This is a genomic window from Salinivirga sp. (assembly GCF_055145285.1).
In genome coordinates this window covers 1-24,606 of the sequence record NZ_JBSRDC010000078.1, presented here as the reverse complement: position 1 = coordinate 24,606, position 24,606 = coordinate 1, and the positions used below count along the sequence as shown (strand labels likewise).

20 protein-coding genes are annotated in these 24,606 nt (G+C 40.8%); 15 read left to right on the top strand and 5 right to left on the bottom strand.

All coding sequences use genetic code 11. The features are described 5' to 3' along the window. Positions 1-102: 102 nt before the first annotated feature. Positions 103-1,995: a 1-deoxy-D-xylulose-5-phosphate synthase gene (gene dxs, locus ACTB0Y_RS16260; protein WP_463207892.1), complete on the bottom strand. Its 1,893-nt coding sequence runs from the start codon at positions 1,993-1,995 to the stop codon at positions 103-105. 253 nt (positions 1,996-2,248) lie between these two features. On the opposite strand from dxs, the gene ACTB0Y_RS16255 reads away from it, so the two are divergent. Further along, the gene (locus ACTB0Y_RS16255) at positions 2,249-2,659 is read left to right on the top strand and encodes a bacteriohemerythrin (protein ID WP_463207891.1); all 411 of its coding nucleotides are present in this window, start codon (positions 2,249-2,251) and stop codon (positions 2,657-2,659) included. A 3-nt stretch (positions 2,660-2,662) separates the two neighbouring features. Here ACTB0Y_RS16255 and ACTB0Y_RS16250 read toward each other — a convergent pair whose 3' ends face one another. From ACTB0Y_RS16250 to ACTB0Y_RS16240, 3 genes are read right to left on the bottom strand one after another with little or no spacing between them, the layout of a single operon-like run. Then, entirely contained in the window at positions 2,663-3,472 is an 810-nt protein-coding gene (locus tag ACTB0Y_RS16250; RefSeq protein WP_463207890.1) for a DUF3108 domain-containing protein, read from the bottom strand. After that, on the bottom strand, positions 3,472-3,783 hold the full coding sequence (locus ACTB0Y_RS16245) for a thiamine-binding protein (RefSeq protein WP_463207889.1): 312 nt from the start codon (positions 3,781-3,783) through the stop codon (positions 3,472-3,474). The genes ACTB0Y_RS16250 and ACTB0Y_RS16245 overlap by 1 nt, the downstream gene beginning before the upstream one ends. An 11-nt stretch (positions 3,784-3,794) precedes the next feature. Continuing rightward, positions 3,795-4,571, bottom strand: coding sequence for a radical SAM protein (locus ACTB0Y_RS16240; RefSeq protein ID WP_463207888.1), 777 nt, complete (start codon positions 4,569-4,571; stop codon positions 3,795-3,797). A 161-nt stretch (positions 4,572-4,732) separates the two neighbouring features. On the opposite strand from ACTB0Y_RS16240, the gene rnhA reads away from it, so the two are divergent. From rnhA to ACTB0Y_RS16205, 7 genes are all read left to right on the top strand, one after another. Beyond that, complete coding sequence (rnhA, locus tag ACTB0Y_RS16235) at positions 4,733-5,209, top strand: ribonuclease HI (protein ID WP_463207887.1); 477 nt, start codon at positions 4,733-4,735, stop codon at positions 5,207-5,209. Positions 5,210-5,219: 10 nt separating this feature from the next. Continuing rightward, entirely contained in the window at positions 5,220-5,810 is a 591-nt protein-coding gene (purN, locus tag ACTB0Y_RS16230; RefSeq protein ID WP_463207886.1) for a phosphoribosylglycinamide formyltransferase, read from the top strand. Positions 5,811-5,819: 9 nt separating this feature from the next. Further along, positions 5,820-6,587: a peroxide stress protein YaaA gene (yaaA, locus tag ACTB0Y_RS16225; RefSeq protein ID WP_463207885.1), complete on the top strand. Its 768-nt coding sequence runs from the start codon at positions 5,820-5,822 to the stop codon at positions 6,585-6,587. Between the two features lie 82 nt (positions 6,588-6,669). Further along, on the top strand, positions 6,670-7,575 hold the full coding sequence (locus ACTB0Y_RS16220) for a leucine-rich repeat domain-containing protein (RefSeq protein ID WP_463207884.1): 906 nt from the start codon (positions 6,670-6,672) through the stop codon (positions 7,573-7,575). Between the two features lie 84 nt (positions 7,576-7,659). Further along, positions 7,660-8,415 carry a ParA family protein gene (locus ACTB0Y_RS16215; RefSeq protein ID WP_463207883.1) on the top strand — a complete coding sequence of 252 codons (756 nt, stop codon included), beginning with the start codon at positions 7,660-7,662 and terminating at the stop codon, positions 8,413-8,415. 2 nt (positions 8,416-8,417) lie between these two features. Next, a complete protein-coding gene (locus ACTB0Y_RS16210) occupies positions 8,418-8,834 on the top strand; it encodes a hypothetical protein (protein WP_463207882.1) in 417 nt (138 codons plus the stop codon). 9 nt (positions 8,835-8,843) lie between these two features. Beyond that, the gene (locus tag ACTB0Y_RS16205; protein ID WP_463207881.1) at positions 8,844-9,542 is read left to right on the top strand and encodes an HAD family hydrolase; all 699 of its coding nucleotides are present in this window, start codon (positions 8,844-8,846) and stop codon (positions 9,540-9,542) included. Positions 9,543-9,945: 403 nt separating this feature from the next. On the opposite strand, the gene ACTB0Y_RS16200 is transcribed toward ACTB0Y_RS16205, so the two are convergent. Beyond that, the gene (locus ACTB0Y_RS16200) at positions 9,946-12,129 is read right to left on the bottom strand and encodes a phospholipase D-like domain-containing protein (protein ID WP_463207880.1); all 2,184 of its coding nucleotides are present in this window, start codon (positions 12,127-12,129) and stop codon (positions 9,946-9,948) included. A 209-nt stretch (positions 12,130-12,338) separates the two neighbouring features. On the opposite strand from ACTB0Y_RS16200, the gene ACTB0Y_RS16195 reads away from it, so the two are divergent. From ACTB0Y_RS16195 to ACTB0Y_RS16165, 7 genes are all read left to right on the top strand, one after another. Next, a complete protein-coding gene (locus ACTB0Y_RS16195) occupies positions 12,339-14,357 on the top strand; it encodes an OmpA family protein (RefSeq protein ID WP_463207879.1) in 2,019 nt (672 codons plus the stop codon). 98 nt (positions 14,358-14,455) lie between these two features. Next, positions 14,456-15,250 carry a thymidylate synthase gene (locus ACTB0Y_RS16190; RefSeq protein ID WP_463207878.1) on the top strand — a complete coding sequence of 265 codons (795 nt, stop codon included), beginning with the start codon at positions 14,456-14,458 and terminating at the stop codon, positions 15,248-15,250. Then, positions 15,247-15,750 (top strand): dihydrofolate reductase, encoded by a 504-nt coding sequence (locus ACTB0Y_RS16185; RefSeq protein WP_463207877.1) that lies wholly within the window; start codon positions 15,247-15,249, stop codon positions 15,748-15,750. Before ACTB0Y_RS16190 ends, ACTB0Y_RS16185 begins: the two co-directional genes overlap by 4 nt. Positions 15,751-15,853: 103 nt before the next feature. Next, positions 15,854-20,368, top strand: a complete 4,515-nt coding sequence (locus ACTB0Y_RS16180; RefSeq protein WP_463207876.1) for a choice-of-anchor J domain-containing protein — start codon at positions 15,854-15,856, stop codon at positions 20,366-20,368. Between the two features lie 524 nt (positions 20,369-20,892). Then, entirely contained in the window at positions 20,893-21,903 is a 1,011-nt protein-coding gene (locus ACTB0Y_RS16175) for an RHS repeat-associated core domain-containing protein (RefSeq protein ID WP_463207875.1), read from the top strand. Between the two features lie 3 nt (positions 21,904-21,906). Then, positions 21,907-22,698 (top strand): SH3 domain-containing protein, encoded by a 792-nt coding sequence (locus tag ACTB0Y_RS16170; protein WP_463207874.1) that lies wholly within the window; start codon positions 21,907-21,909, stop codon positions 22,696-22,698. Positions 22,699-23,215: 517 nt separating this feature from the next. Beyond that, a complete protein-coding gene (locus ACTB0Y_RS16165) occupies positions 23,216-24,409 on the top strand; it encodes an ATP-binding protein (protein ID WP_463207873.1) in 1,194 nt (397 codons plus the stop codon). Positions 24,410-24,606: the final 197 nt, after the last annotated feature.

The window sequence follows — 24,606 nt, the reverse complement described above, 5'->3', positions numbered from 1 at the left end:
ACGAAGTTATTTTGTTCTTTAGCAACTTGAAAATACTGCGAATAGCGGGCTATTTAATGAATTTTCAAGGAAGTTAAAGGGCAAAAGAACAAGTTTAAAACGTCAAGTTATTTCGGCACAATCCCTTACCGCGTCAGCTATACCTTCAGGGTCAAAGCCACAGATGCGGTAAAGCTCATCAGGCTTACCATGCTCTATAAACTTATCGGGAATCCCCAGGCGCACAATTTGTGCATTGTGACCGTGATCAGCAGCATATTCGAGCAAAGCACCTCCGAGGCCACCCACAATTGTACCATCCTCTACGGTAATGATTTTTTTATAACCTTGAAATACCTCTTCCAGTAAATCATAATCGATTGGTCGTAGGAAACGCATATCAAAATGAGCCGGTGTAATTTGTTCCGTCTTGAGCCTAACTAAAGCTTGCTGCACAAAATTGCCCGGATGCCCTATGGAGACAACTGCAATATCTTTTCCATCCGAAACTTTTCTGCCTTTACCAACAGGGAGCGCTTCCATGGGTTGTTGCCAATCGACCTGCACTCCGCGACCTCTTGGATACCGTATGGAAAACGGGCCTTCTTTATAATTTTGTGCCGTAAACATCAGGTTACGCAGTTCGGTTTCATTCATCGGAGCACTAACTACCATATTGGGCACACTGCGCAAATAGGCCAAATCGAATGCCCCATGATGCGTAGCGCCATCTTCGCCAACGAGACCACCCCGGTCGAGACAAAAAACAACCGGTAATTTCTGCAGCGCCACGTCATGGACAATTTGGTCGTAGGCACGTTGCATAAACGTGCTGTAAATGTTGCAAAAAGGCGTTTTTTGTTCTGCGGCCAATCCTGCTGAAAAAGTAACCGCATGTTGTTCTGCTATTCCTACGTCAAAACAACGGTTGGGCATCTCTTTCATCATAATATGGAGTGATGAACCGGCAGGCATTGCCGGGGTGATGCCCACAATATCTTCATTTTCCCGTGCCAGCTCCAAAAGCGTATGCCCAAACACATCCTGATATTTTGGGGGTTTGGGCACACCGTCATCATCTTTTATTTTAAGGCCGGTATTTTTATCAAATTTTCCGGGTGCATGCCATTCAGCCGCATTCAACTCGGCCTGCTTAAAGCCTTTGCCCTTTTTTGTGATACAATGCAACACCTTAGGCCCGGGAATATCTTTTAGATCGTTCATCACATTAACCAAATGTACCACATCATGTCCGTCTATCGGTCCAAAATATCTAAAATTAATAGCCTCAAAAAAGTTGCTCTGTTTCATGAGCAACGATTTAATGCTGTTATCTACTTTTTGAATGAGCCGTTGAGCTGTGGGGCCTAAACGATTAAACTTGCCCAGCATGTTCCACACTTCGTCTTTTAGCTTGTTGTAAGGCCTTGAAGTGGCAATATCGGTCAGGTATTCTTTAAAAGCTCCAACATTGGGGTCTATAGCCATGTCGTTGTCATTCACCACTACCAGAATATTGGCATTTTGAACACCCGCGTTATTCAGGCCTTCCATGGCCATGCCGCCGGTCAGTGCACCGTCCCCTATAACTGCAATTACATGCCGGTCGTCTTCGTTGCGCAACTGAGCTGAAACGGCCATTCCCAGTGCCGCACTTATACTTGTTGAGGAATGCCCAACGCCAAAAGCATCATACTCACTTTCTGATCGATTCGGAAAGCCGCTTATTCCACCAAGTTTACGGTTGGTGTGAAAACGATTCTTCCGGCCTGTAAGTATCTTATGGCCATAGGCCTGATGGCCCACATCCCAGATCAAACGGTCGTAGGGTGTGTTGTAGACGTAATGTAAGGCAACCGTGAGTTCTACCGCACCAAGACTGGCTCCAAAATGGCCGGGATTGGCACTTACTTCATCAATGATAAACTCACGCAACTCATCAGCAAGCTGTATGAGTTGTGGTTTATCGAGTTTTTTCAGGTCGTCGGGATATTCAATTTGATCCAGTAATCCCATAGGGCAAATCAACAAATATTTTAGCCCACAAAGATAGCAATAATTTCGTGAAACATTAAAGTAACCTAACAGCTATGGTTATTTGACATAGTATAAAAAAACCGCAACACATTGGGTTGTTAACAGAGCGTTCAAACCATTACCTGCCGACCAAAACCTATGCGTCAATCTATTAAGGTCAAGTTACATGAGAAATATCATTTTATTTGGTTGTTTTTACATGATCTTTGTAAATAGACCAAAGTGAAACTTTATGAGTGCATATGACTACATTCAATGGCAACCGGACTTTATGACCGGGATTGAAAAAATTGACGAAGGACACCTTCAGTTCATAAAAATCCACAACCAGTTGGTAGATATTTTAAACAAGGAGTTTTGCCAACAAAAAATAGTCGAATTACTTTATGCACTTATGCATTATGCTGAACACCATCTCATCAATGAAGAAATTTACTATCAGGGTTACGATGGTTTTGCCGATCACAAAATAAATCATCAAAACTTTATTGAAAGAATTAATCAAATTCAGCCTTACCTTGCTTCAGAAAAGGGCCCGGAAGCATGTGAGGAACTACTCGTGTTTTTGAATGATTGGTTCGAAAATCATATTTTAGCGCAAGACAAGGATGCTGTAGAATATGTAAAAGGCATACAGAAATAGTTATCAATCTTCCTTCCCCTGCCATGCATTCAACGGGTATTTTACATTCTGATATCCGGTTAAATAGGCCTTAACTTTACCCAGTACAATTTTTGCTTCGACCAACACAGGCATGTGGTTCTGGTCATCAGTAGCCCAAACTGTCATATCCTCACCGCCCTCAAAAATGGTTCCTTCCACAAGCATTATGTTAAACTTCACACATCGATAAATATCTCCGGTGCGGGTGGTAATGGTTTCCTTCCCAAGATAACGGATGTACAAATCCAACAACTCATTACCGATAAAAAAAGTAATGGGAATTTTTTGTCCTGGCTCCTTGTTTTCAAAGTTGAGGCTTCGTGTGTAATATATTGCTGAAAGCACATCAAAAGTACAATTAGGAAAAGCGATGGTATCAATAGCCGAGCCAAATTCAGAATTGTTCGTGTTGGTATAAACCAGACTATCTTTATAATTGAACCGGTATTTATTATTCACCCTGTAACTTCCCTCACGGGTATTGCGATGATAATAGTACGGCAGCATGGTTTCCATATCGATTTGCGAACGAAAAGTATCGCGAACCTTGTACAACCAATCATATTTTGGCAGGCTGATTCCTGTTGACGTCAGATTATAAACCCGCTTATTCGCTGGTTGTTTTACTGTGAATTCTACATTAGCCGCTTCTAACCAAATAAAATTCCAGTTAAAATAAGCCTTGTAGGTCAACTTTTCACCGGCACGAAAAACTTTTTGCTCTACTCCACACTGGCCATAACCGCTGTGAATGGTCAACAAAAAAATGAGCAGATAAAAAGTTCTTACCATCAATGATTAACTTTTCCGATTTTCGATTCCACAGAAGCTATTTTACCCTCAAGGCGGCCCATTTCGCTTTTTTTAATATCGAACTTAGCCGTGCAGTAAATTCGCTCAGAATGCGGCTCCAGAATCTGCTGTGCTTTATTCAAAATAGCTGTTGCCTCTTCCATATCAGGCGTTTCCACAATGGTTCCCATTGCACTGAGTTTATAAGGATAACCGGTGCTACGCACCATATCAATAATCTGACTCACATATTCGCTCACGCTGACACCTTTATCGGTTGGGAACATGGCAAATTCCAATAAAACATTCATAACAATAAAGTTTAATGTGAAACAAGCACTTCTATACCGAGAGAACGCGCTTTTTCGGCAATTTGTTCCAATTCGTTTTCCCCTACAGCTTCAATGCCCTCAGCTGCGGTATCACGAGCAATGGTGTAAACCATGACCCGTTTGGGTGCAATCTCTTTCAGCGCTGCCAGCCAGGCTTCTATCTCCTGATCAGTCGTATTGTCTACCTTATAGCCTTCATATTCTCCTCTAATAAACATACTTTGGATGGTGAGGTCTCCCTCAAACTGTTTTAAGCTTTCGATGAGCTTATTAAGGTTAAAGTTACCCAGCGGACAATTAATTTTCTTGATGGTTTCTTCAATTCCACTGTCGAGCTTAAGTATGTTATCATCTACTTTTTGAAGCACATGAAAAATGCGGGGCTTATGCACCAATGTAGCATTACTCAAAATGGAAATACGGGCTTTGGGAAAAAGCTTTTTTCTTATTTTAATGGTATCTTCTACTATCTCTACAAATGCCGGATGCATGGTGGGCTCACCGTTGCCGGCAAATGTGATGGCATCGATAGGTAAGTTTTTCTGGTTTCGCTCAGTTAAAACGCCTTCAAGCTTGCTGATTACATCTTCGCGGGTAGGAAGCACACCCACATTGGTGCCTTTATCTGTCCATCCGCATTCGCAATAAATACAATCAAATGTACAAACCTTAGAATTAGTTGGTAATAGGTTTATACCCAGCGAAACGCCCAGGCGTCTGCTTTTTACCGGGCCAAAAACCGTTTTATCGAATAAAAATGTGCTCATAAGACGAAAATTTGCTGCAAAAATAGTGAAAATTAGCGATTAGTTAGGCTCTGCTGGCAATGCTTCAAATAAAACCACTAATTTTTAGATTTCACAATTTCCAAAAGCAAAGTTGCCCTTAATTGGTATTTCAATGCAACATTTTACTTACTTTTGCACTCATGGGAGAAGCTATTACAATTCATACGGATGGGGCAGCACGAGGAAACCCCGGACCCGGAGGATACGGTATTGTGATGCAGTATAAAAAGCACGAGAAAACCATGGCCGAGGGGTATCAAAAAACCACCAACAACCGGATGGAATTGCTGGCTGTAATTGTAGCCCTGGAGCAATTAAAAACCAAACAAATGCCCGTAAGAATTTATACAGACAGCAAATATGTAGCCGATGCCGTGGAACAGGGCTGGATTCATAACTGGGAACGCAAACAATTTAAAAAAATAAAAAATCCCGACCTATGGCGGCGTTTTCTGGTCATTTATAAACAAATACCCGATATAAAATTTCATTGGGTAAAAGGACACGCCAATAATGAACTCAATAACAGAGCCGATGAGCTGGCTGTAGCAGCATCAAAACTCCCTGCTTTAAAAGTTGATGAAGGATACCAAAATCAAAACGAAGAACTCTTTTAAAACCGCTGATATGAACTGCAACAACCCTAAAAAACGACTTGCCATATTTGCAAGTGGTTCGGGAACAAACACCGAAGCCATTATTAAATACTTCGAGAACAGCGAAGATATTTGTGTGGCCAGCATATTCTCCAACAATACTGATGCCTACGTCCTCACAAGAGCCCGAAACCATTACATTCCTGCATTTACATTTAACAGGAACGATTTGTACAAAACAAACAAGGTTATGAATCTCTTACTGGAACAAAAAGCCGATTATATTGTGCTTGCCGGTTTTTTATGGTTAATCCCTCCCCACATTCTCAACAATTATAAAAACCGTATTATCAATATCCACCCCGCCCTACTGCCCGACTATGGGGGCAAAGGAATGTACGGAGACAAAGTATATCAAAAAGTATGGGAAAACGGAGAATCAGAAACCGGTATCAGCATTCATCTGGTAAATGAAAAATACGACGAGGGTAAAATACTTTTCCAGGCCACAACACCCATTGACCGGGAAGACACCCCGGAATTAATTGCCTCAAAAGTACATGAGCTTGAGCATCAGTATTACCCAAGAATTATAGAACAATTCGTCCGTTCAAATGTATAGCAAATAAAAATGCTATTTATATTATCACCTGCCAAAACGTTGGATTTTGAACATGACCCTCCCGTAAAAAAGGCTACCCAACCATTATTGAAAGACAAAGCAACTCAGTTGATGAATCAACTTAAAGATTTATCGCAGAGCGAGCTCGCCAAACTGATGAAGGTTAGTAGCAATCTTGCCGAACTCAATACCATCAGGCACCAAAACTGGGAGGAAAAACACAGCCTTAAAAATGCCAGGCAAAGCATTTATGCCTTTCGCGGCGAGGTTTATAATGGACTGAACATTGAACAATTTAACGAAAAAGACCTCGAATTTGCACAGGATAGTTTGCGGATTCTTTCCGGCCTTTACGGTGTTTTACGCCCATTAGATCTTATACAACCCTACCGCCTCGAAATGGGGACTAAACTCATAAACGCAAAAGGCAAAAACCTTTACAAATTCTGGGACGACCAAATAGCGCAAACACTCAATAAACACGCCCAACAAAACAGAACCGACACATTAGTCAACCTGGCTTCAAATGAATATTTTAAAGCCGTAAAAACAGATGCTTTGAAACTCAAAGTAATTACGCCCGTATTTAAAGAACTAAAGAACGATACTTACAAAGTCATCAGTATTTACGCGAAAAAAGCCCGGGGATTAATGTCGGCCTACATCATCCGCAACAGGATAACCGAACCGGAGGAGTTGAAAAACTTCACAGAAGAAGGCTACATGTATGCCGAAAACCTATCTTCGTCAAAAGAGATGGTCTTTACGCGTAGTTAAAATATGTGCTTAACGTAAATTAAAGCTTTAGATGTATATTTTAACAAATTATTAGTATTTTTGGATAAATAAAACCATACCTATGGACAGGGAAGAGCTCGTATTTTTTATCAAAAAAGCCAAAGAAAAAAACTCTAAAAGCCTTGATTTATCTAACCGGGATCTGGAGGGAATTCCCTCAGAGATAGGCGAACTCACTCAACTGGAACATCTTGACTTAAGTTACAACTACATAAAAAAAGTACCTGTAGAAATCGGCAAACTGGTAAATCTAAAAACATTACTCTTACTCAAAAATCAAATTAAAGACCTGCCGGCTACCATCGGGCACCTTAAATCACTGGCTTTGTTTGATATCAGTCATAACGACTTTACAACATTCCCCAGAGAAATAGGCTTCCTGTCAAACCTTAAATCACTCGACGCCAGCTACAGTAAGCTAAAAACCTTACCCATTGAGTTCATTGACCTTTTAAGCCTGAAAGAATTATACCTGGAAGAAAACCCCTTTGAGTATCCACCACAAAAAGTTATAAAACGAGGTTTATATGCTACCATGCATTACCTCACCACCGAAAAAAAGAAACTGGATGCAGCAAAGGTAATGCTTCAGGTTTTCAATATGCCAGAGAGCCTACAGGCCCCTTTTCAAGAATACCTGGGGTATTTCAACGACCTTGTATCGAACATCAATGAAAAAGAAGTGCGTTTTGACGTCAAGTTTATCACACACGACGATTTTGAGAACAAAATCGATGTAAAAGTAGGCGTCGAAAATTACCTGTATGATTTTATGGATTTCATAAAATCAAAAATCGAAGAATCGAAAATGAACAAAGACGAAAAGAAATTTTCGATTGTCGACCTACAGGTGGCTGAACTTCGGAAACAAATCGCAGAGTTCAATAATTCGCTGGAATCAAAAATGCAGGAAATATATACCATTCAGAGCAAAATGAATGATTTTCTGAAAAACCTCGAAAAATAACAATCCTGCACAATCGCATAAAAACACCTGTTTTTTTCTCACTTAAAATTTGTAATTTGCAGCATACCCGCAAATGAAATTGGTATGGCAAAAATTTATGCGTTCTGTAATCACAAAGGAGGAGTTGGCAAAACCACTTCGGTAATCAACCTTGGCGTTGGTTTTAGCCGAAGAAAACAAAAAACCCTGCTCATTGACCTCGACCCGCAATCGAATCTATCGCAATCGCTTGGCCTGGAAGAAAAGCTGGAAAATAATATCTACGGTGGCCTTAAAGGATCATACATACCGGAGCCATTTGAAATCAGCAAAAACCTTCATGCTATACCGGCCATACTCGACTTATCGGGCGCAGAACTGGAGCTGGCTGCTGTACCGGCCAGAGAGCTGTTGCTCAAAGAAATAATTGACCAGGTCAAAAAACCATATGACGTTATTCTGATTGATTGTCCGCCATCGCTGGGCTTGCTTACCATGAACGCACTGGCTGCTGCCGACGAAGTTTTTATACCCGTGCAATCGGAATATCTCGCAGTGCACGGCCTGAAAAAAATAATGGAAACCATCGATATTGTCCGTAAACGGCTCAACAACAAGATAACGCTCGGTGGTTTATTCCTAACACAATATGACAATCGCAAAGTGCTTAACCGTGACATCAAAGAAACAGTGGGTGAGGCCTTTGGTGCAAAGGTTTTTGATACCGTCATCAGAAATAACATTGCTCTCGCAGAAGCCCCTGTAGAACAAATGGACATTTACCGGTATAAAAAGGACAGTGCCGGGGCCCTTGATTATGCAGCACTTACACGTGAAATCTTACAAAAAAATCTGGCTTAACTATGGCAAAAAAAAGTTTTAAAAAAGGCGTTAAAAACGTCATCAACTCAATAGATACCGGAAAAGAAACTGCATCACAGCCTAACAAACAGGCTGACAATAAAACTCAGAATAAAGCAGTAACCCCAAAACCACAAGCCGATAAAATAAAACTTGGCGAACGTTACCCGGTCCAAAATGCAGGTGAACTAAAAAAAATCCTTGACACAGCACTCCATTCAAAACAAAAAATCAGCATTACATCTTACGAAATCAAAGAAATAAATATCGCATTTATTCAACTGTTAATCGCATTCGACAATGAAGCCAGGATACAAAAACTTTCGGTTGACTACGATATTAACTTTTCTGAAGATGTGCAAAATATGCTGAATATAATTGGCATGAAAGATGCCATGTCCGCATTCACTAAACAATAGCACCAAAATATGCAGTTAGAACACATTAAAATCCTTGGTTTTGACGCCGACGATACCCTTTGGAACAACGAAACATTTTTCAGGGAGGCCGAAGCTGAATTTTACAACCTGCTGACCGATTTCGCGCCCAAATCGGTTATTGAAAAAACACTTTTTGACACTGAAATGCAGAACCTGGAGCGATATGGTTATGGCATAAAAAGTTTTGTGCTTTCTATGACAGAAACAGCCCTTAACATTACAAAACAAGAACTCCCCGGCCATATTACCCATGAAATACTTGAATTGGGAAAAGCTATGCTGGCCAAACCTGTGAAACTGCTGCACGAAGTAGAAGAAACCCTCGGAAAACTTACAGAAACACATGAACTGGTTGTGGCCACCAAAGGCGACCTGCTCGATCAGCAACGAAAATTAAGAAAATCCGGATTGGCCAAATATTTCCATCACATCGAAATTATGCCCGACAAGCAAATCACAGATTATCAAACCATGCTTGCCCGGCTCAATATATCTGCACAAAATTTCTTTATGACCGGCAATTCCATTAAATCTGACGTGCTGCCAGTGCTGGAACTGGGTGGCTATGCCATGCATGTGCCCTATCATACTACCTGGGTGTACGAAGATGTGCATGACGATATACAATCCCCGAACTTTTTCCGGGGCAAAACCCTGTCCGACCTCCTGGAAATTATAGAAAGATGAACACCAAAAGAAAAGGTAGCTGGGACATGAATCGGAGACCGACTCCGGGTCGGCCTCCGATTGGTAGCCGCGACTGCTGAGATCTGACAGTCATCGGGTGAGTAATTTTATAATTTTCGTAAAGGCTTGTATCAATCAACAGGCAAGGATCAATTCACCCGATGACTTGCCGAAAAAAAAGGATCCCGCAGAAATCAGAATCCTTTTGAATCTTTAAGCCGGCTTTCGACCGCGTAAAACTGTTTATACAAAAACAAGGGTTCCGTACAAAACGAAACCCTTATAAACCTTTTACTTAGTCACCAGCTGAGTTTCTAATATAAGCTTTCATTAGTTTTGTTTTGCCATAAACAATGAAAACGCACTCAGCTGGTAACTAAAAAAACCGTCAATTGCTGCAAATTTAGCGCACAATAAACTTAGCTTGTGCTGTTTTACTTTCGCTTTGAATAGTCAAAATGTATAGTCCTGACGACAAATTATGTGTAATAGCAGACTCATCGGCATCTATTTGGCCATTCATTACCACCCGCCCTTGCATATTTACAATGCGGTATGCAGCATTTTTCGAATGGGGCAAATCTACATGAAGAACGGTTTCAGATGGGTTGGGATATAACCGGAACATGCCGTTATCAGCTATATCATCAATGCTTAACAAGTCCTCCAGCTCCTGAAAGCGTTTTGAAAACTCCTGGTGGTAAAGGTTAGCCATATTTCGGTCGTGAATAATCAGCGTATTCTCATCATTGATGCTTCCGGCAGAAGCCGACCAGTTATGCGACCCGGTAACAAGCACGGCATTTTCTGTGGCCTGATCTATAACGGCATATTTATGGTGAAAAGTTGCACCTTCGGGCCATTCCGAACCGTCTGCATTTTCATAAGCCAACACATTCACGCCCTCCGAAGATAAATAACTGTATTCATCGCCTGAAAAGCCTGTATAATCAATTATACCACGTACATCCAGACCGCGGTCGTGTGCATTTTTAATGGCTGTACCCAGCACATCTTCCGTAAAAACCAATACACCAAATTCCACACTGCTTTGGGCAGCATCAATTATTTCAGCAATTTCTGATGTTGTGCCGTCAGATGGCGAAAAATAACTTTCTACATAAACACCTCCAATATTGTAATGATGCGGGGTATTGTCTGTTTTATTGGCTCCAAAAAGTGCTTCAGCCTCATTGGGTGTGGCTCCTTCGCTGCCCCACATTTCGTTAAACTCCATCAGGTATCCCTTAGCCAACTGATGATCCTGTATGCAGATAATGTTGTTGTAATCTTTATTCAGATTAGCAATGGTGTGGTTGGTAGACCCGGTCATAACCCAACTGTTGTCAATGCTTTGCACATCAATAACAATGAATTTATCATGCATAATGGCTTCGGCATTTCCCCTCAGCAAAGGAATATCCGAATTCAAACTATCCAACAGCGGATTCTCCGGAGTATCATCGGTAATATAACGAACCGTAACTCCGCGTTCATAAGCATCATTAATAGCATTGATGATGCGAATTACTTCGCCTTCGGTAGTATCGACAAGGTCGTACATGGTAATATCCAATGTTTGCTGCGCTTTATCAATATAGCTGATGATGGTATCGGTAAAGGCATTCGGTATGGCAACGGCCTCTTCTTGCCAGGCCTCAGTGGTATCAACGCTGTGATTGAAATACACTTTCATAGCCCCCGAAGATGTTGATTTAGTGGCAGCCAAATGTATAGAAGAAAACGTGGTATCTTCACCTGCAATTGAATATGGTTTTACGTGGTAAATAGTATTAGCAGTAAGACCCTCCAGCGTATAAGTGTGTTCCGTAACGCTTTCATTTAACACAATAGTATCAACTTCCAGGCTGTCTGTTTCACCATAAGCAACAACAGTGTTTGAGGCTACATTGGTAGTCCACGAGAATGTAATACTTGTCTCCTGTATATTGCTAATAGTCAACCCATCTGTAATGAATAGTGCCTCGCTGATTTCTACATCATTTTCATTACGTGGCTCAATTTTATACAAACTGTATGAATAGTTCAGCGGACCTTGTACATTGTATTCCATCCCTTCGGTAGGTGAATAAGAATAACCCATATCGCTCACGGTTACAGGTCCGGAACCATCATTCAGCTCCCATTCGCCATAACCCATATCCGGATTTGTGCACAAAGCATCTTCCACTCTTACAAAAACACCTTCATAAGCTTCGGTAGCATCTCCTGAAGCTATCAATAAAGGCTCCGGCACAGGATTACCCGTATTGATTACCTGATATGCGGTAATATTTGACAACTCGGTCAGGTTGTAATATTCCTGTATGGTACCGGTTAGTTGCACAGAATCGCCGGGTTGAGGGGTATTGGTATTGTCGTAAATATACAACCCGCACCAGGCACTATCGCCATCCTGTATAAAATAACTACCCGAATAGGTAGCTGTAACGATTCCCTTAGTGGTTAACTCGTAACCATCGTAAGGTGATGCCGAACTTTGTCCCTGAATATCGTAAATGGGAACTGTTTGCGCCTGCACTACCAGAGGCAACAAGCTTGCGAATAAAATAATTAAATGCTTCATTTCAATATGATTTTGTTATGATTTGCTATTTCAAAAATAATTCAATTACCTGCCTAAATATGGACAAATTTAATGAAACGTAACTTTTAAATAATCATTTATTATTGAAAAATAAATGGTATCTGTTAAAATATTATTAACAAAACTGTGGGTTCTAAAAAATCAATAAACCAATAATGTGCTTAAATTTGGAATTTAAAGTCAACATCATGCAAATCTACAAAACAACTTCACTTATTATTTTCACACTTTTAAGCCTATCACTTTGTGGACAAGACGTAAGCTTTGAACGTCAATTCGTTACAGCCGAGTCATTTATTCAGGAACAGAATTTCTCGAAAGCCGTAGAAATACTAAAACCCCTGTTGGAGGAACAACCAGAAAACGCCAACATCCATTTCAAGCTTGGATTTTGTTATTTGCAGAGCAGCTATCAAAAAAAACAAGCTATTCCTCACCTGAAAAAAGCAGCAGCAAGTACAACAGCTCAATACGACCCTGAAAACCCCGAAGAAACATCGGCCCCGTTGGAAACGCCTGTTTTCCTTGCAAGGGCCTGGTACCACAATCACAATTTCGATAAAGCCGATAGTCTTTACAAAAAGTTCAGAGCTTCTGTTGCAGATATGGCCAATGAAGAATACCTGCAGGAACTGGACCGCCTGATAAAATTAAATCAAAATGCCAAAAAAATTGTAAGCAACCCGATTGATGTTGAAATTCAACAATTTCGCGAAGGTATTAATACCCCGGCCATCGAGTATGCGCCGGTAATTTCAGGTGACGAGCAAACCATGATTTTTACCAGTAACCGAAAAAGCAATGAGGTTACAGACATAAACCACTCCGACGATCTTTACATCACCTATAAAAACGAAAATGACAACTGGTCGGAACCCAAAAAAATGTCGAATGTAAACACACCCAACCACGAAGCAAGCACAAGCCTGTCGTTTGACGGAAATACCCTCATCATTTATATCAACGACAATGGAAATGGCGAGCTATATGAAAGCCAGTGGGATGGTAACGCCTGGAGCGAACCCGACATTATGCCCGATCCCATCAACTCGCCCGAACTGGAAACACATGGCTGTTTCTCGCCCGACATGACAGAGTTTTTCTTCGCCAGCAGCCGTCCCGGCGGCTATGGCGGTCTCGATATTTATGTAACACGCAAGCTACCCAACGGAATATGGGGCGCCGCAGAAAACCTTGGCCCGACCATTAACTCATCGCTTGACGAAGACAGCCCGTTTATGCACCCCGACAACAAAAGATTGTACTTCAGCTCTGCCGGGCATGGCTCAATGGGTGGACTGGATATTTTTGTGGCTTTTAGACAAAACACCAACGATTGGGGCAATGTGCAAAACATAGGTTATCCCATTAACAGTACAACCGATGATGTTTGTTTCAGCGTTTCGGCCGATGGTAAAAGAGGCTATTACGCCTCATACAATGAAAAGAGCCTGGGCGAAACAGACCTGTTCATGATTAAAATGCCCGGAGAAGATCACACAAAACTCATGGTGTATGTTGGATATGCCAAAAACAAAGACGGGGAAGTTATTAAAGGTGCCGAAATTACAGCTTTTGATGAACACACAGGAGAAATGTTCGGCACTTACACACCCAACTCCCGCACCGGGAAATTTGTGCTTGCTGCCGAAGAAGGCACCAAACTGGAACTCCTCATCGAAGCCGATGGATATAAAAGCATTGAACGATCAATTACCATAAAAGAGGCTGAAGAAAAAAAAAACCCACAAATTACCAATGAAGTAACCATGGAGGATATCGAATTGGAAACTGTGTGGAAGATATCCCGGAATATTTTCATGCCTTTCGACAGTTTCGAAGCAGACATGAGTGAATACAGCGAGTTGGTAAACTTTCTTCAGGAAAACACAAAAGTTAATATCAAACTCACCGGCCATACCGACGCCAGAGGTCCGGAACAGTACAACCAAAAGCTCGGTTTAAAAAGGGCCCACTACGTGAAAAACTACCTGAATGATAAAAACATTAGTTCAGCGCGCATTACAACTGCCAGCATGGGCGAAAAAGCACCAATTGCCCGCAATAAACTAAACGGTAAAGATGCCCCCGAAGGCCGCAAGTATAACAGACGCGTTACCATTAAATTGCTGAATGCTAACACGGAACTATTGGAAATTCAGGAAACTAACGTACCCGGTAAGCTGCTCATCCGGAAAAAAAAGTAAAAAACAGCCCAAATCAAAAATGCATCTTTACTAAAACCACTTTTTTTATATCAATGTTTTTATTAACTTAGATGCCCGTTTCCTTAAAAATTGATGGTATGCAACCTTACTTGAATTTATTACAGCATGTACTCGACAACGGCGTTGAAAAAGCTGATCGCACCGGCACCGGAACCTTGTCAGTTTTTGGGCACCAGTTCAGGGTGGACCTTGCTGAAGGCTTTCCGGCCGTTACAACAAAAAAACTTCACCTGCGGTCCATTATTCACGAATTGCTGTGGTTCCTGCAAGGGTCGACCAATATTGCATACCTGAAAGAAAACAATGTAAAAATCTGGAACGAATGGGCCGATGAAGCCGGAAACCTTGGGCCCATATACGGTTATCAGTGGCGCTCATGGCCCACGCCGGACGGTAAACATATCGATCAAATTTCGCAGTTGATAGAAAACCTGAAAAAAAATCCAGATTCGCGCCGCCACCTCGTATCAGCATGGAACGTGGGGCAAATAGACCAAATGGCGCTGCCGCCATGCCATATACTATTTCAGTTTTATGTGGCCAATGGCAAATTGAGTTGCCAACTTTACCAACGCAGTGCTGATCTGTTTCTCGGGGTGCCGTTCAATATTGCATCATATGCCCTGCTTACACGCATGGTAGCACAGGTAACCGGGTATGAACCCGGAGACTTTGTACACACTTTTGGCGATGCACATATTTACCTGAACCATATTGAACAGGTTAAAACACAATTACAACGAAAGCCATACGCATTACCCACAATGAAAATTAATCCGGAAATTAAAAATATATTTGATTTTACTATTGATGACTTTGAACTTGTCGATTATCAGGCGCACCCACATATTAAAGGAAAAGTTTCTGTATGAAGCAGCATAAACCAGAAATTGCAATAATTGTGGCAGCCGATTTGGGCAATGGAATCGGTAAAGACAATGCCATGCCCTGGCACATCTCAGCCGACCTGAAAAGGTTCAAAGAACTCACCTCGGGTCACACCATTGTGATGGGTCGCAAAACATGGGAATCGCTACCAAAAAAACCTTTGCCCAACCGTAAAAACATCGTCATTACCAGGAATAAAAGCTTTGAAGCAGAAGGAGCAACAATAATTCACACGCCGGATGAATTAAAACAACATGTGTCAAAAGATGAAACCATATTCATTATTGGCGGAGCTGAAATATACCGGTTGTTTTACACTAAAGCCCAAAAACTGTATTTAACCCGTGTCAAAGAACGCTTTGACTGCGATACCTATTTAGACTTTTTCAACCCTAAATCGTGGCAAACTTTTTACGAAAGTAATTTGTTGACCGACGAAAAGACCAACACGGAATATCAATTTATAAATTTAAAACGCAGATAAGAATTGCCATTTAATTAATCCCGAATTAATATTTGGATAAGATAAATGGCTCTAATTAGTACCAAAAACAATAAAATTAAATGTAGAACTAAATCTAATTATTATGAGAAAACTAACAACTACTATGAAAACCCTCATGCTTTTGGCAGCCTTTATTTGGCCGGCTCTGAGTGTGTCGGGTCAAGTCATTATTACCCAGTACTATGAGGGTAGTTCAAACAATAAGTACATTGAGATTACCAATCTTGGTGCTTCTTCTGTTGATTTAAGTACTTATTACTTAGGAAGATGGTCTGGTACAGATGCTCCAACAGGTACGGCAACAAATTATAGTCAATTATCTGGAGCTATCGCTGCTGGAGAAACACAGGTTTATATGAATGCTTCTGCTGTTGATCCTGCATATGCTGTTACTAATGCAACTGGAACTACCACAGCAACTTATTTTAATGGTGATGATCCTGTTGCTCTTTTAAATGGTTCAGCCGATTGGGCAGATGTTATAGACTGCATTTATGGCTCAATTGCCAGTGGTAATTGGGGAGGAGAAACATCTTTTGTAAGAAAAAGCTCTGTAACTACTGGAAACACCTCTCAAAGTGTACTAGATGGAACAGGAGAATGGGTAGAATATACCCTTACTGAGGTGGCAAATGCTGGAGCAACTACCCCAGAATACCTTGGATTTCACGAGTATGGCGGAGGCACTATAGACCCTGAGCCCACAAATCACGTGGCAGACTTTACAGCAACTGCTGATGACGCTGCTAACGTAACCCTTACATGGACTGACAATGATGGCACAGATCCAGCTGATGCATTTCTGATTAAAGCCAACACAGGTGCTATTACAGCTCCGGCAGACGGCACAGAAGAAGCAGACGACACTGACCTTAGCGACGGTGCCGGTGCCATTAACGTAGCAAGTGGAGTGGGCACTTACACTTTCAGTAACCTGGAAGGCGCTACCACATACAACTTTGAAATTTATCCATACACCAACTCAGGTACCGATATCGATTTCAAATTAGATGGTACAGTACCTTCGACAAGTGCAACCACACTTGACGGAACCCTTGGTTGGGTGAATCTACAGTCCCCATTAACAGGAACTATCACACAAGGTGATACTTACGATGTTTACGCACAGGTATACAAAGCAGGTGTTACAGATGCTGATGCTAACAATCCAGGAGCCGGAATTGAAGCCTGGATTGGTTATAGTACAGAAAATACTGACCCCAGCACATGGACCAATTGGGTAGCAGCTTCATACAACGTGGATGATGGAAATAATGATGAGTTTATGGCTAACATTGGTAGTGAAGTACCTTTAGGAACTGTTTACTATGCTTCACGTTTCCAATACAACGGTGGCGACTATTATTATGGTGGTGATGGTGGCGCATGGAGTTCCAACAGTGGAGTTGTTGATGTAAGCCGTCCAACAGCCAGCATTCCATATAGCGAAACATTTGATACTGATCTTGGAGCTATGTACACTTACAGTGTTTCAGGAGCTACTAAAGAGTGGTATCACGACGGTGGCGATCAGGCTGCAGCTATCAATGGTTACAACTCCGGAGATCTTGAAGAAGACTGGATGATTTTACCCGGAATGGACCTGAGTGTAAAAGCGAATGAAATAATTAATTTCGACACATGGTACAACTACGGAACTGATGATATAGACAACTACCTGAAACTTATGTACTCTACAGACTATTCAGGTATGGGAGATCCTTCTACAGCAACCTGGACAGAGTTAACATATACACAACCCGGAACGAGTCAAACATGGACCGGTTCAGGTGATGTTGACCTCTCAACCATTAATGCTGCCTCTGTTTATATTGCATTCAAATACCATTACAGTGCAGGAAATTACCGTAACTGGAAAGTTGATAACATCTCGGTTGAGGTTGCGCCGGTAGGAGAACCTCCAGTAGTTGAAAACATTGTTGCTACTCCGGATGCACCCACATCAGGCGATGCAGTTTCTGTAGCTGCTGATGTAACCGATGCTGACGGAACAATTGCTTCTGTTACATTAAACTATGGTACCACTTCAGGCACATTAGATCAAAGCATCAATATGACTGTATCAACAGCTCCAACTTATGTAACTGATACCGATATCCCTGCTATGGCAGATGGCACAACAGTATATTACGAAGTTGTAACTGAAGATAATGATGGTAATATTGTTTCTTCTCCAGAAATGATGTATGAAGTGTTTGACCCAACTTCAGCCACATTGCCTTATGTAAATGTATTTGATACTGACCTGGGCGACATGTACACATACAGTGTAGTGGGTGACCAGGCCTGGTTCCAGGATGTAAACAGTGGTGATACATTTGCAAAAATGAGTGGATACAGTGGTGGTGCACAAGAAAATGAAGACTGGTTAATTTCACCAGCTTTTGATTTCTCAGCACTTACTGACATCAAAATGCAGTTTGACGAAGCCATTAACTATGCAAACGTTGATGTAAATACTAATCACAAAGTATTTGTTTCTGCTGACTATGCTGGCGTAGGAGATCCTTCTGCAGCCACATGGACAGAAATAACCGTTACAGGTCGTGCCAGTGGTAGTGCCTGGGATTTCGTAACTGTAGATCAAATTAGTCTTTCAGCTTATGCAGGTGAAGCCTCAGTACACGTTGGTTTCAAATATACTTCTACCACTTCTGAAGCTGCCACATGGGAAATAGACAGCCTTGTTGTAGAAGAAGGTATTGCCATGCCTGCTCCTTCTATAAGCAATGTAGTAATTACACCAGATGCACCTACATCAAGCGATGCAGTTTCTGTAATGGCAGATGTAACCGATGCTGACGGAACAGTTGATTCAGTAGCCCTCGTTTGGGGAACAGCTGCCGGAACATTAGAAGACACCATTAACATGACTTTAAGTTCTGGCGCCACTTATGTAACAGATACTGATATTCCAGCTCAGGCTGATGGCACAACTGTTTATTATCAGGTTGTAGCCATTGATAATGACATGCAAGAAACAGCTACTGCTGAAATGATGTATGACGTTGTTGATCCAGTTGTAGTAACACTTCCGTATTCAAACGACTTCACCGATGGTACATTTGGAGATCTTGTCACTTACAGTGTGACAGGTGACCAGGTTTGGGAAGTTGCTGCCTATGGTAACCCGGAACCCGGAGCAAAAGTTACCGGTTATGATGGTGGTAATTTCGCCAATGAAGATTGGATGATTACACCAGCCATTGACATGTCAGCCGTTTCAGCTGCAAAAATGGTCTTTGATGAAGCCATTAATTACGCCAACGTCATTAATGACGAACAAGAAGTAATGGTTTCAACTGATTATGCCGGCACAGGTGATCCATCATCAGCCACATGGACAGAAGTTTCTGTAAGTGGCCGTTCAGCTGGCAACAACTGGGATTTTGTAACTGTAAACGAAATAGATCTTACACCTTATGCAGGAGAAGCTGCAGTTTACGTTGCATTCAAATACCAATCATCTGATTCATACGGTGCTACATGGGAAGTTGACAACATTTTAATTGAAGAAGGTCAGGCACTTGTTGCTCCAGTAATTGAAAACATTACACTTACACCAGAGCAACCAACCTCTTCAGATGCCGTTTCAGTAAGCGCAACCATTACCGATGGTGACGGAACAATTGATGCTGCTACACTTCACTGGGGAACTGATGTATTCTACGGAAACACTATTAACATGTCAGTTTCTTCAGGCGACACTTATGTAGCCGATTCTGATATTCCTGCACAGGAAGATGGTACCATGATTTTCTACAAAATTGTGGCTACTGACAATGATGCCAACGAAACGTCTTCAGATGATCTTGCTTATTGGGCATTTGATCCTTATACTGGCACATTACCATTCTATGAGCCATTCTATTATGACCTAAGTGTAATGGAAGCTGTAAGTGCTGTTGGAGATCAAACCTGGAACCACGATAGTTATGGTTATGCCAAAATATCAGGTTTTGTTTTCCCTGATGCTTATGAAAATGAAGATTGGTTAATTACACCAGCCCTGGATCTTTCTTCAGCGCCCGAACCAACATTAGTGTTTGATGAAGCCATTAAATATGGTGATTCAGCCAATGTGAGCGCTATGCAAAAAGTAATGATCTCTACTGATTATAGCGGAGGCGGCGACCCAACAACTGCTAACTGGACAGAACTGAATGTTACAGATCGCGCAGTTGGTGTAGACTGGGATTTTGTTACTGTCGATGCTGTAGACCTTGCCGATTATATCGGAGAAAGTAGTGTATATATTGCATTCAAATATATGTCGTCAACCAGCGAAGCTGCCACATGGGAAGTTGATAATATTACAGTTGATGCAGGAGTAGGAATTATTTATAATTCCACTAAAAATGTAAATATTTATCCGAACCCCGCCGGAAATGAAGTCTTCATTAAAGGTATCAACAATGCTTCAACCGTTGAGATATATAATATGAACGGACAAATTGTAATGGAGCAAGTAATAAACCAAAACCGTGTAGATGTAGCCGACCTGAACGAAGGTTTATATATCTTGCGTGTTGTAAGTGGAAATGAAGTGTATACCACACGTTTCGTGAAAGAATAAGCATAATTTGCAACGATAGCGCGGATTTGTAATCCGTGCTCATAGATACAAAAGAGGCTGCTGCAAAGTGGCCTCTTTTTTTTTTGCGACTCAGACCCGGTGCGTCTCCAAGACGCGCCGGGTCTTTTGTGCCGCCTTGTCTGCTATTGATCTGATGACTCTAAGTCATCTGATCAATATAGAAAACCTTATTGTACCGCAGGCCATTGAGTTGCCAATGCGTCGGACTGTGGGCATCGAAATGGCCGTTCGTTTCGATTCCCCATAACCTCACCCTCAATGCCACTCAACGAACTGTTTCGATTCCCACTATCCGATCGAGCGGATTTGTAATCCGTTCGCGACGAGACAACCAGCACGCGGCCCGTACAAAACTTCAATAGCAAAAATATATTTAAGAAAAGCCCTGACTTGTTGAAGACGTACCCCACTTAACCGCTCCATAAGGTTTAGCGGATGAAAGATTTGCAACATTGCCCGAAACTCGCTACATTTAAACCACCTTCTTTGAAAAACATTTGCCGATGAACCCCGAACCAACATTAATTGATTTTGGTTATACCAGCCATAGCCTGTCCCGCTGTGGCGGGAAGCACTGGGATGAAGTGAACATCATTAATATGACAGGTAGGCTATATGATCCATACTTAGCACGTTTCTTAAATGCCGACCCATATGTATCCCATCCACAAAGCTCTCAGGCTTTGAACAGATATACATATGTGAATAATAATCCGCTGATTTATAACGATCCAACTGGTGAAGTTTGGCAAATGGCAGTATATTTGGGCTGGAAATATCTTAAAACAGCCCATGATAACAGAGATCGTGAAACTGGTGAGTGGGATTGGGACTTAGAAACATTCCGAGCAAAAAATGGTGACTGGTCTACATTTTTTTATTTCTTTGGAGACGCCACAATGAATTTCAATGGAGGGTTTAATATTGAAGGGTCTTTTAATGTGAATGGTGTGCCTGTGGTAGGGGTTGTGTATGAACCAGAGAATACCGGAATTCCACAAAGTGAGCAATACCTGGCAGAACAGATTTATGAAGGTGAGCAAATGGCCCAATCGCAAGGGGGAAATTGGTGGGGTTCAGACTACTTAGAATTTACTGGCACTCGTTCACCAGGTAGAACAAGAGTTGATGGAACCTTGACATGGTATCGAAACACAATGTTTGGTTCAGTTGCCGTTGATGGCTGGTCTGCTCGTTCTGGTTCAAGAACATTATTGCCCACCCCTCAAGGAGATTGGTCTCTTTCTAACTGGCGAGTAAGAGATAAAGAAGGATTTGTAAAAGATGGAGTTGGATTTAGTGTTGATATTACACCAGACCCACAACATGGTAGGCGATACCTGAGAATACAACCAGATGGAGGTTTGCCTGGTACGGCGGGTTGTATTGGTTTGACAGGAGGTGCGGCTGATTTACAAAGGTTCTCAAATATGATAACTATTTTTCTTCAAAATAACGAAACTATGAGGTTAAATGTAGATTATGGCTTGCCTCTAATTCAAATATATCCATAAATCATGAATAGATTACTATTATTTATCCTAACCATAGGGTATACTATTGTACTAAATGGTCAAGAAAAATCAAGGGAGGAACTGTATTACAATAAGGTAAAACAGTTCTACACTTTGCTCAATACTGATAACGTAACTCTGAAAGAAACGTATAATTTATTCGGGGAATACACTTTAGAAATTGAAGAATACTTATTTTTTGAAGAATGTTTAAGTTCAGAATGTGAAAGCGAATTTTCGGAAAGAATTCAAAACCCGAGTAAATATTCCTCTGTATTTTTTGAAAACATTAAGAAAATAAGAAATGTATTTACAGATAATAATCAGTTGTCTTTAGATTCCATAATTTTCAATTCAAAATTGTATGACGAAGGATTGCCAAGTTCAATCGCTATTGATGTTAAATTTAGTGAAGAATTGATTGTATACTTTTATTTGAATAAGTATGCTGATGAACGAGTTTACATCACAAATATTTATTTGTCAAATGGAGCTTCCTTTTATAATGAAATATTAAAAAAGGCAGAAGGAGTTGAAGCTACTTACTTATATCGATTTGGAGTAATTAATGACCCAGATGGTTATACAAATGTGAGAGACGGTAAAAGTTCAGGGTCACCTATTGTGGCTAAATTTATGTCTGATGAGATATTTCAGTTTACACCTAATAATTATAGTAATTGGTGGCATGTTAGAAATGCAGATAGAAGTATTGAAGGCTTTATGCATAAAAGTAGAATTACTCCTTTTGGGAATTTACCAGACACAAAAAAGAAAGAGTTAATACAAAGATAAGATAAAAAAGCCCGGCAAAGTCCGGGTTTTTTAATGCTTTATAATCTCAAAAAATTTATCGGTGACTTTTTCAAACACTTCAGGTTTATCAGTTCCGATTTTACGGGTAATGATACTTTTTTCTGCAGTAAACAACCTGTTCGGCCTAATATTGCTGGGCTTGTTCAGAGAACCTTTTTTAAAATCGGAGTTACTAAGAGCAATGGCGTAATTATCTTTAACAAACTGGCTGGTAATCTGGCAAAGTATAATATCATCCCTCCCCGATCGCGCTGATTTGCAATCAGTGCGCGATGTACAGAAAAAATCACAAACGCTATAAAAGAGGCTGCTATAAGTGGCCTGTTTTTTTGCAGCGACTTAGACCCGGCGCGTCCTGGAGACGCACCGGGTCTTCCGTTATTCTCCTTTTTTCCTGTTGATCTGGTAACTTTAAGTCATCAGATCAATTCTAATAATATGTTTTTGCATATCCATATGTGCAAAATATTTGTATATTTGCACAAACACCAATGCAATGATTCAACTTTTAGAACAATCAGAAGTTTTAGTAAATGATACCAGTACACAATTTAAACGTTCGCTTTACCACGAGATAAATTGGGCGGACAGGCTTATTGGAATTAAAGGCGCACGAGGAACGGGGAAAACAACTATGCTGCTTCAGAAATTGAAAGAGCTGTCTTTACCAACACATAAAGCAGCATATTTTTCATTAGATGATATGTATTTTACCACAAATACGCTTATTGACACTGCACGGAAATTTCACAAAGAAGGCGGAGCGTATTTGTTTTTAGATGAAGTACATAAATATCCTAATTGGTCAAGAGAAATTAAAAATGTGTATGATCAATTAAAAGGCTTACAGTTGGTTTTTACCGGTTCCTCTATTATTGATATTTCTAAACAAGTGGTTGATTTAAGTCGCAGAGTTTTGATGTGGCAATTGCCCGGTTTATCATATCGTGAATACTTAAAAATGAATGGTATTATCGATGTGGAGTATATATCACTAAAAAAACTACTCGATCCCCGGGTAAACAAAAGAACCTTGTTTCCGAATACTTTTAAACCCTATGAGTACTTTTCAGATTATTTAAAATCAGGTTATTATCCTTTTTATTTTGAAGATAAACCGGGTTTTCACAGGCGTTTAAAACAGATAGTAAGGCTCATTGTAGAATTTGATATGGCAGAGTTAAAGGGGTTTGACTTGCGAAATTCAAAAAAAATGCTCCAGTTATTACAAATTATCTCAGATCAGGTTCCGTTTAAACCAAACCTTGTAAAACTCGCAGAAAGAAGTTCAATACATCGAAATACCATTTTAAATTATATATATTTTTTAGATCAGGCACAACTTATTCACCTGTTATATCCGTATGGAAATAGTATTGCACTGTTGCAAAAGCCGGAAAAGATTTTCTTAGAAAATCCAAATCTATTATACGCATTATCTACCGGCCAAATAAACATTGGAACTGTGCGGGAAACATTTTTCTTAAATCAGTTAAAGGTAAAACACAACATATTTGATGGTAAAGAAGCAGATTTTATAGTTGATGGGGATTACTATTTTGAGGTTGGTGGAGAAAGTAAAGGAAAAAAACAAATAGAAGGTTTAGATCATGCTTACCTTGTCAAAGATGACCTTGAATATCCAATTGGAAACGCAATTCCGTTATGGCTTTTTGGGTTTCTATATTAAAAAATGAAGGTTAATATTTTCTTTCCGTGCCGATGATCTTTAATTATACAAACGCACAATTGTTTTATCTATCCCCGATCGAGCGGATTTAGCTTCGCTGAGCTCATCGCCTAACAGCGATTCGGTTGCAATCCGTTCGTGCCAAAGAACTACCGTCGGTGTCGCTCCAAGCGACGCTGAGGGTTGCTCGTTTATTA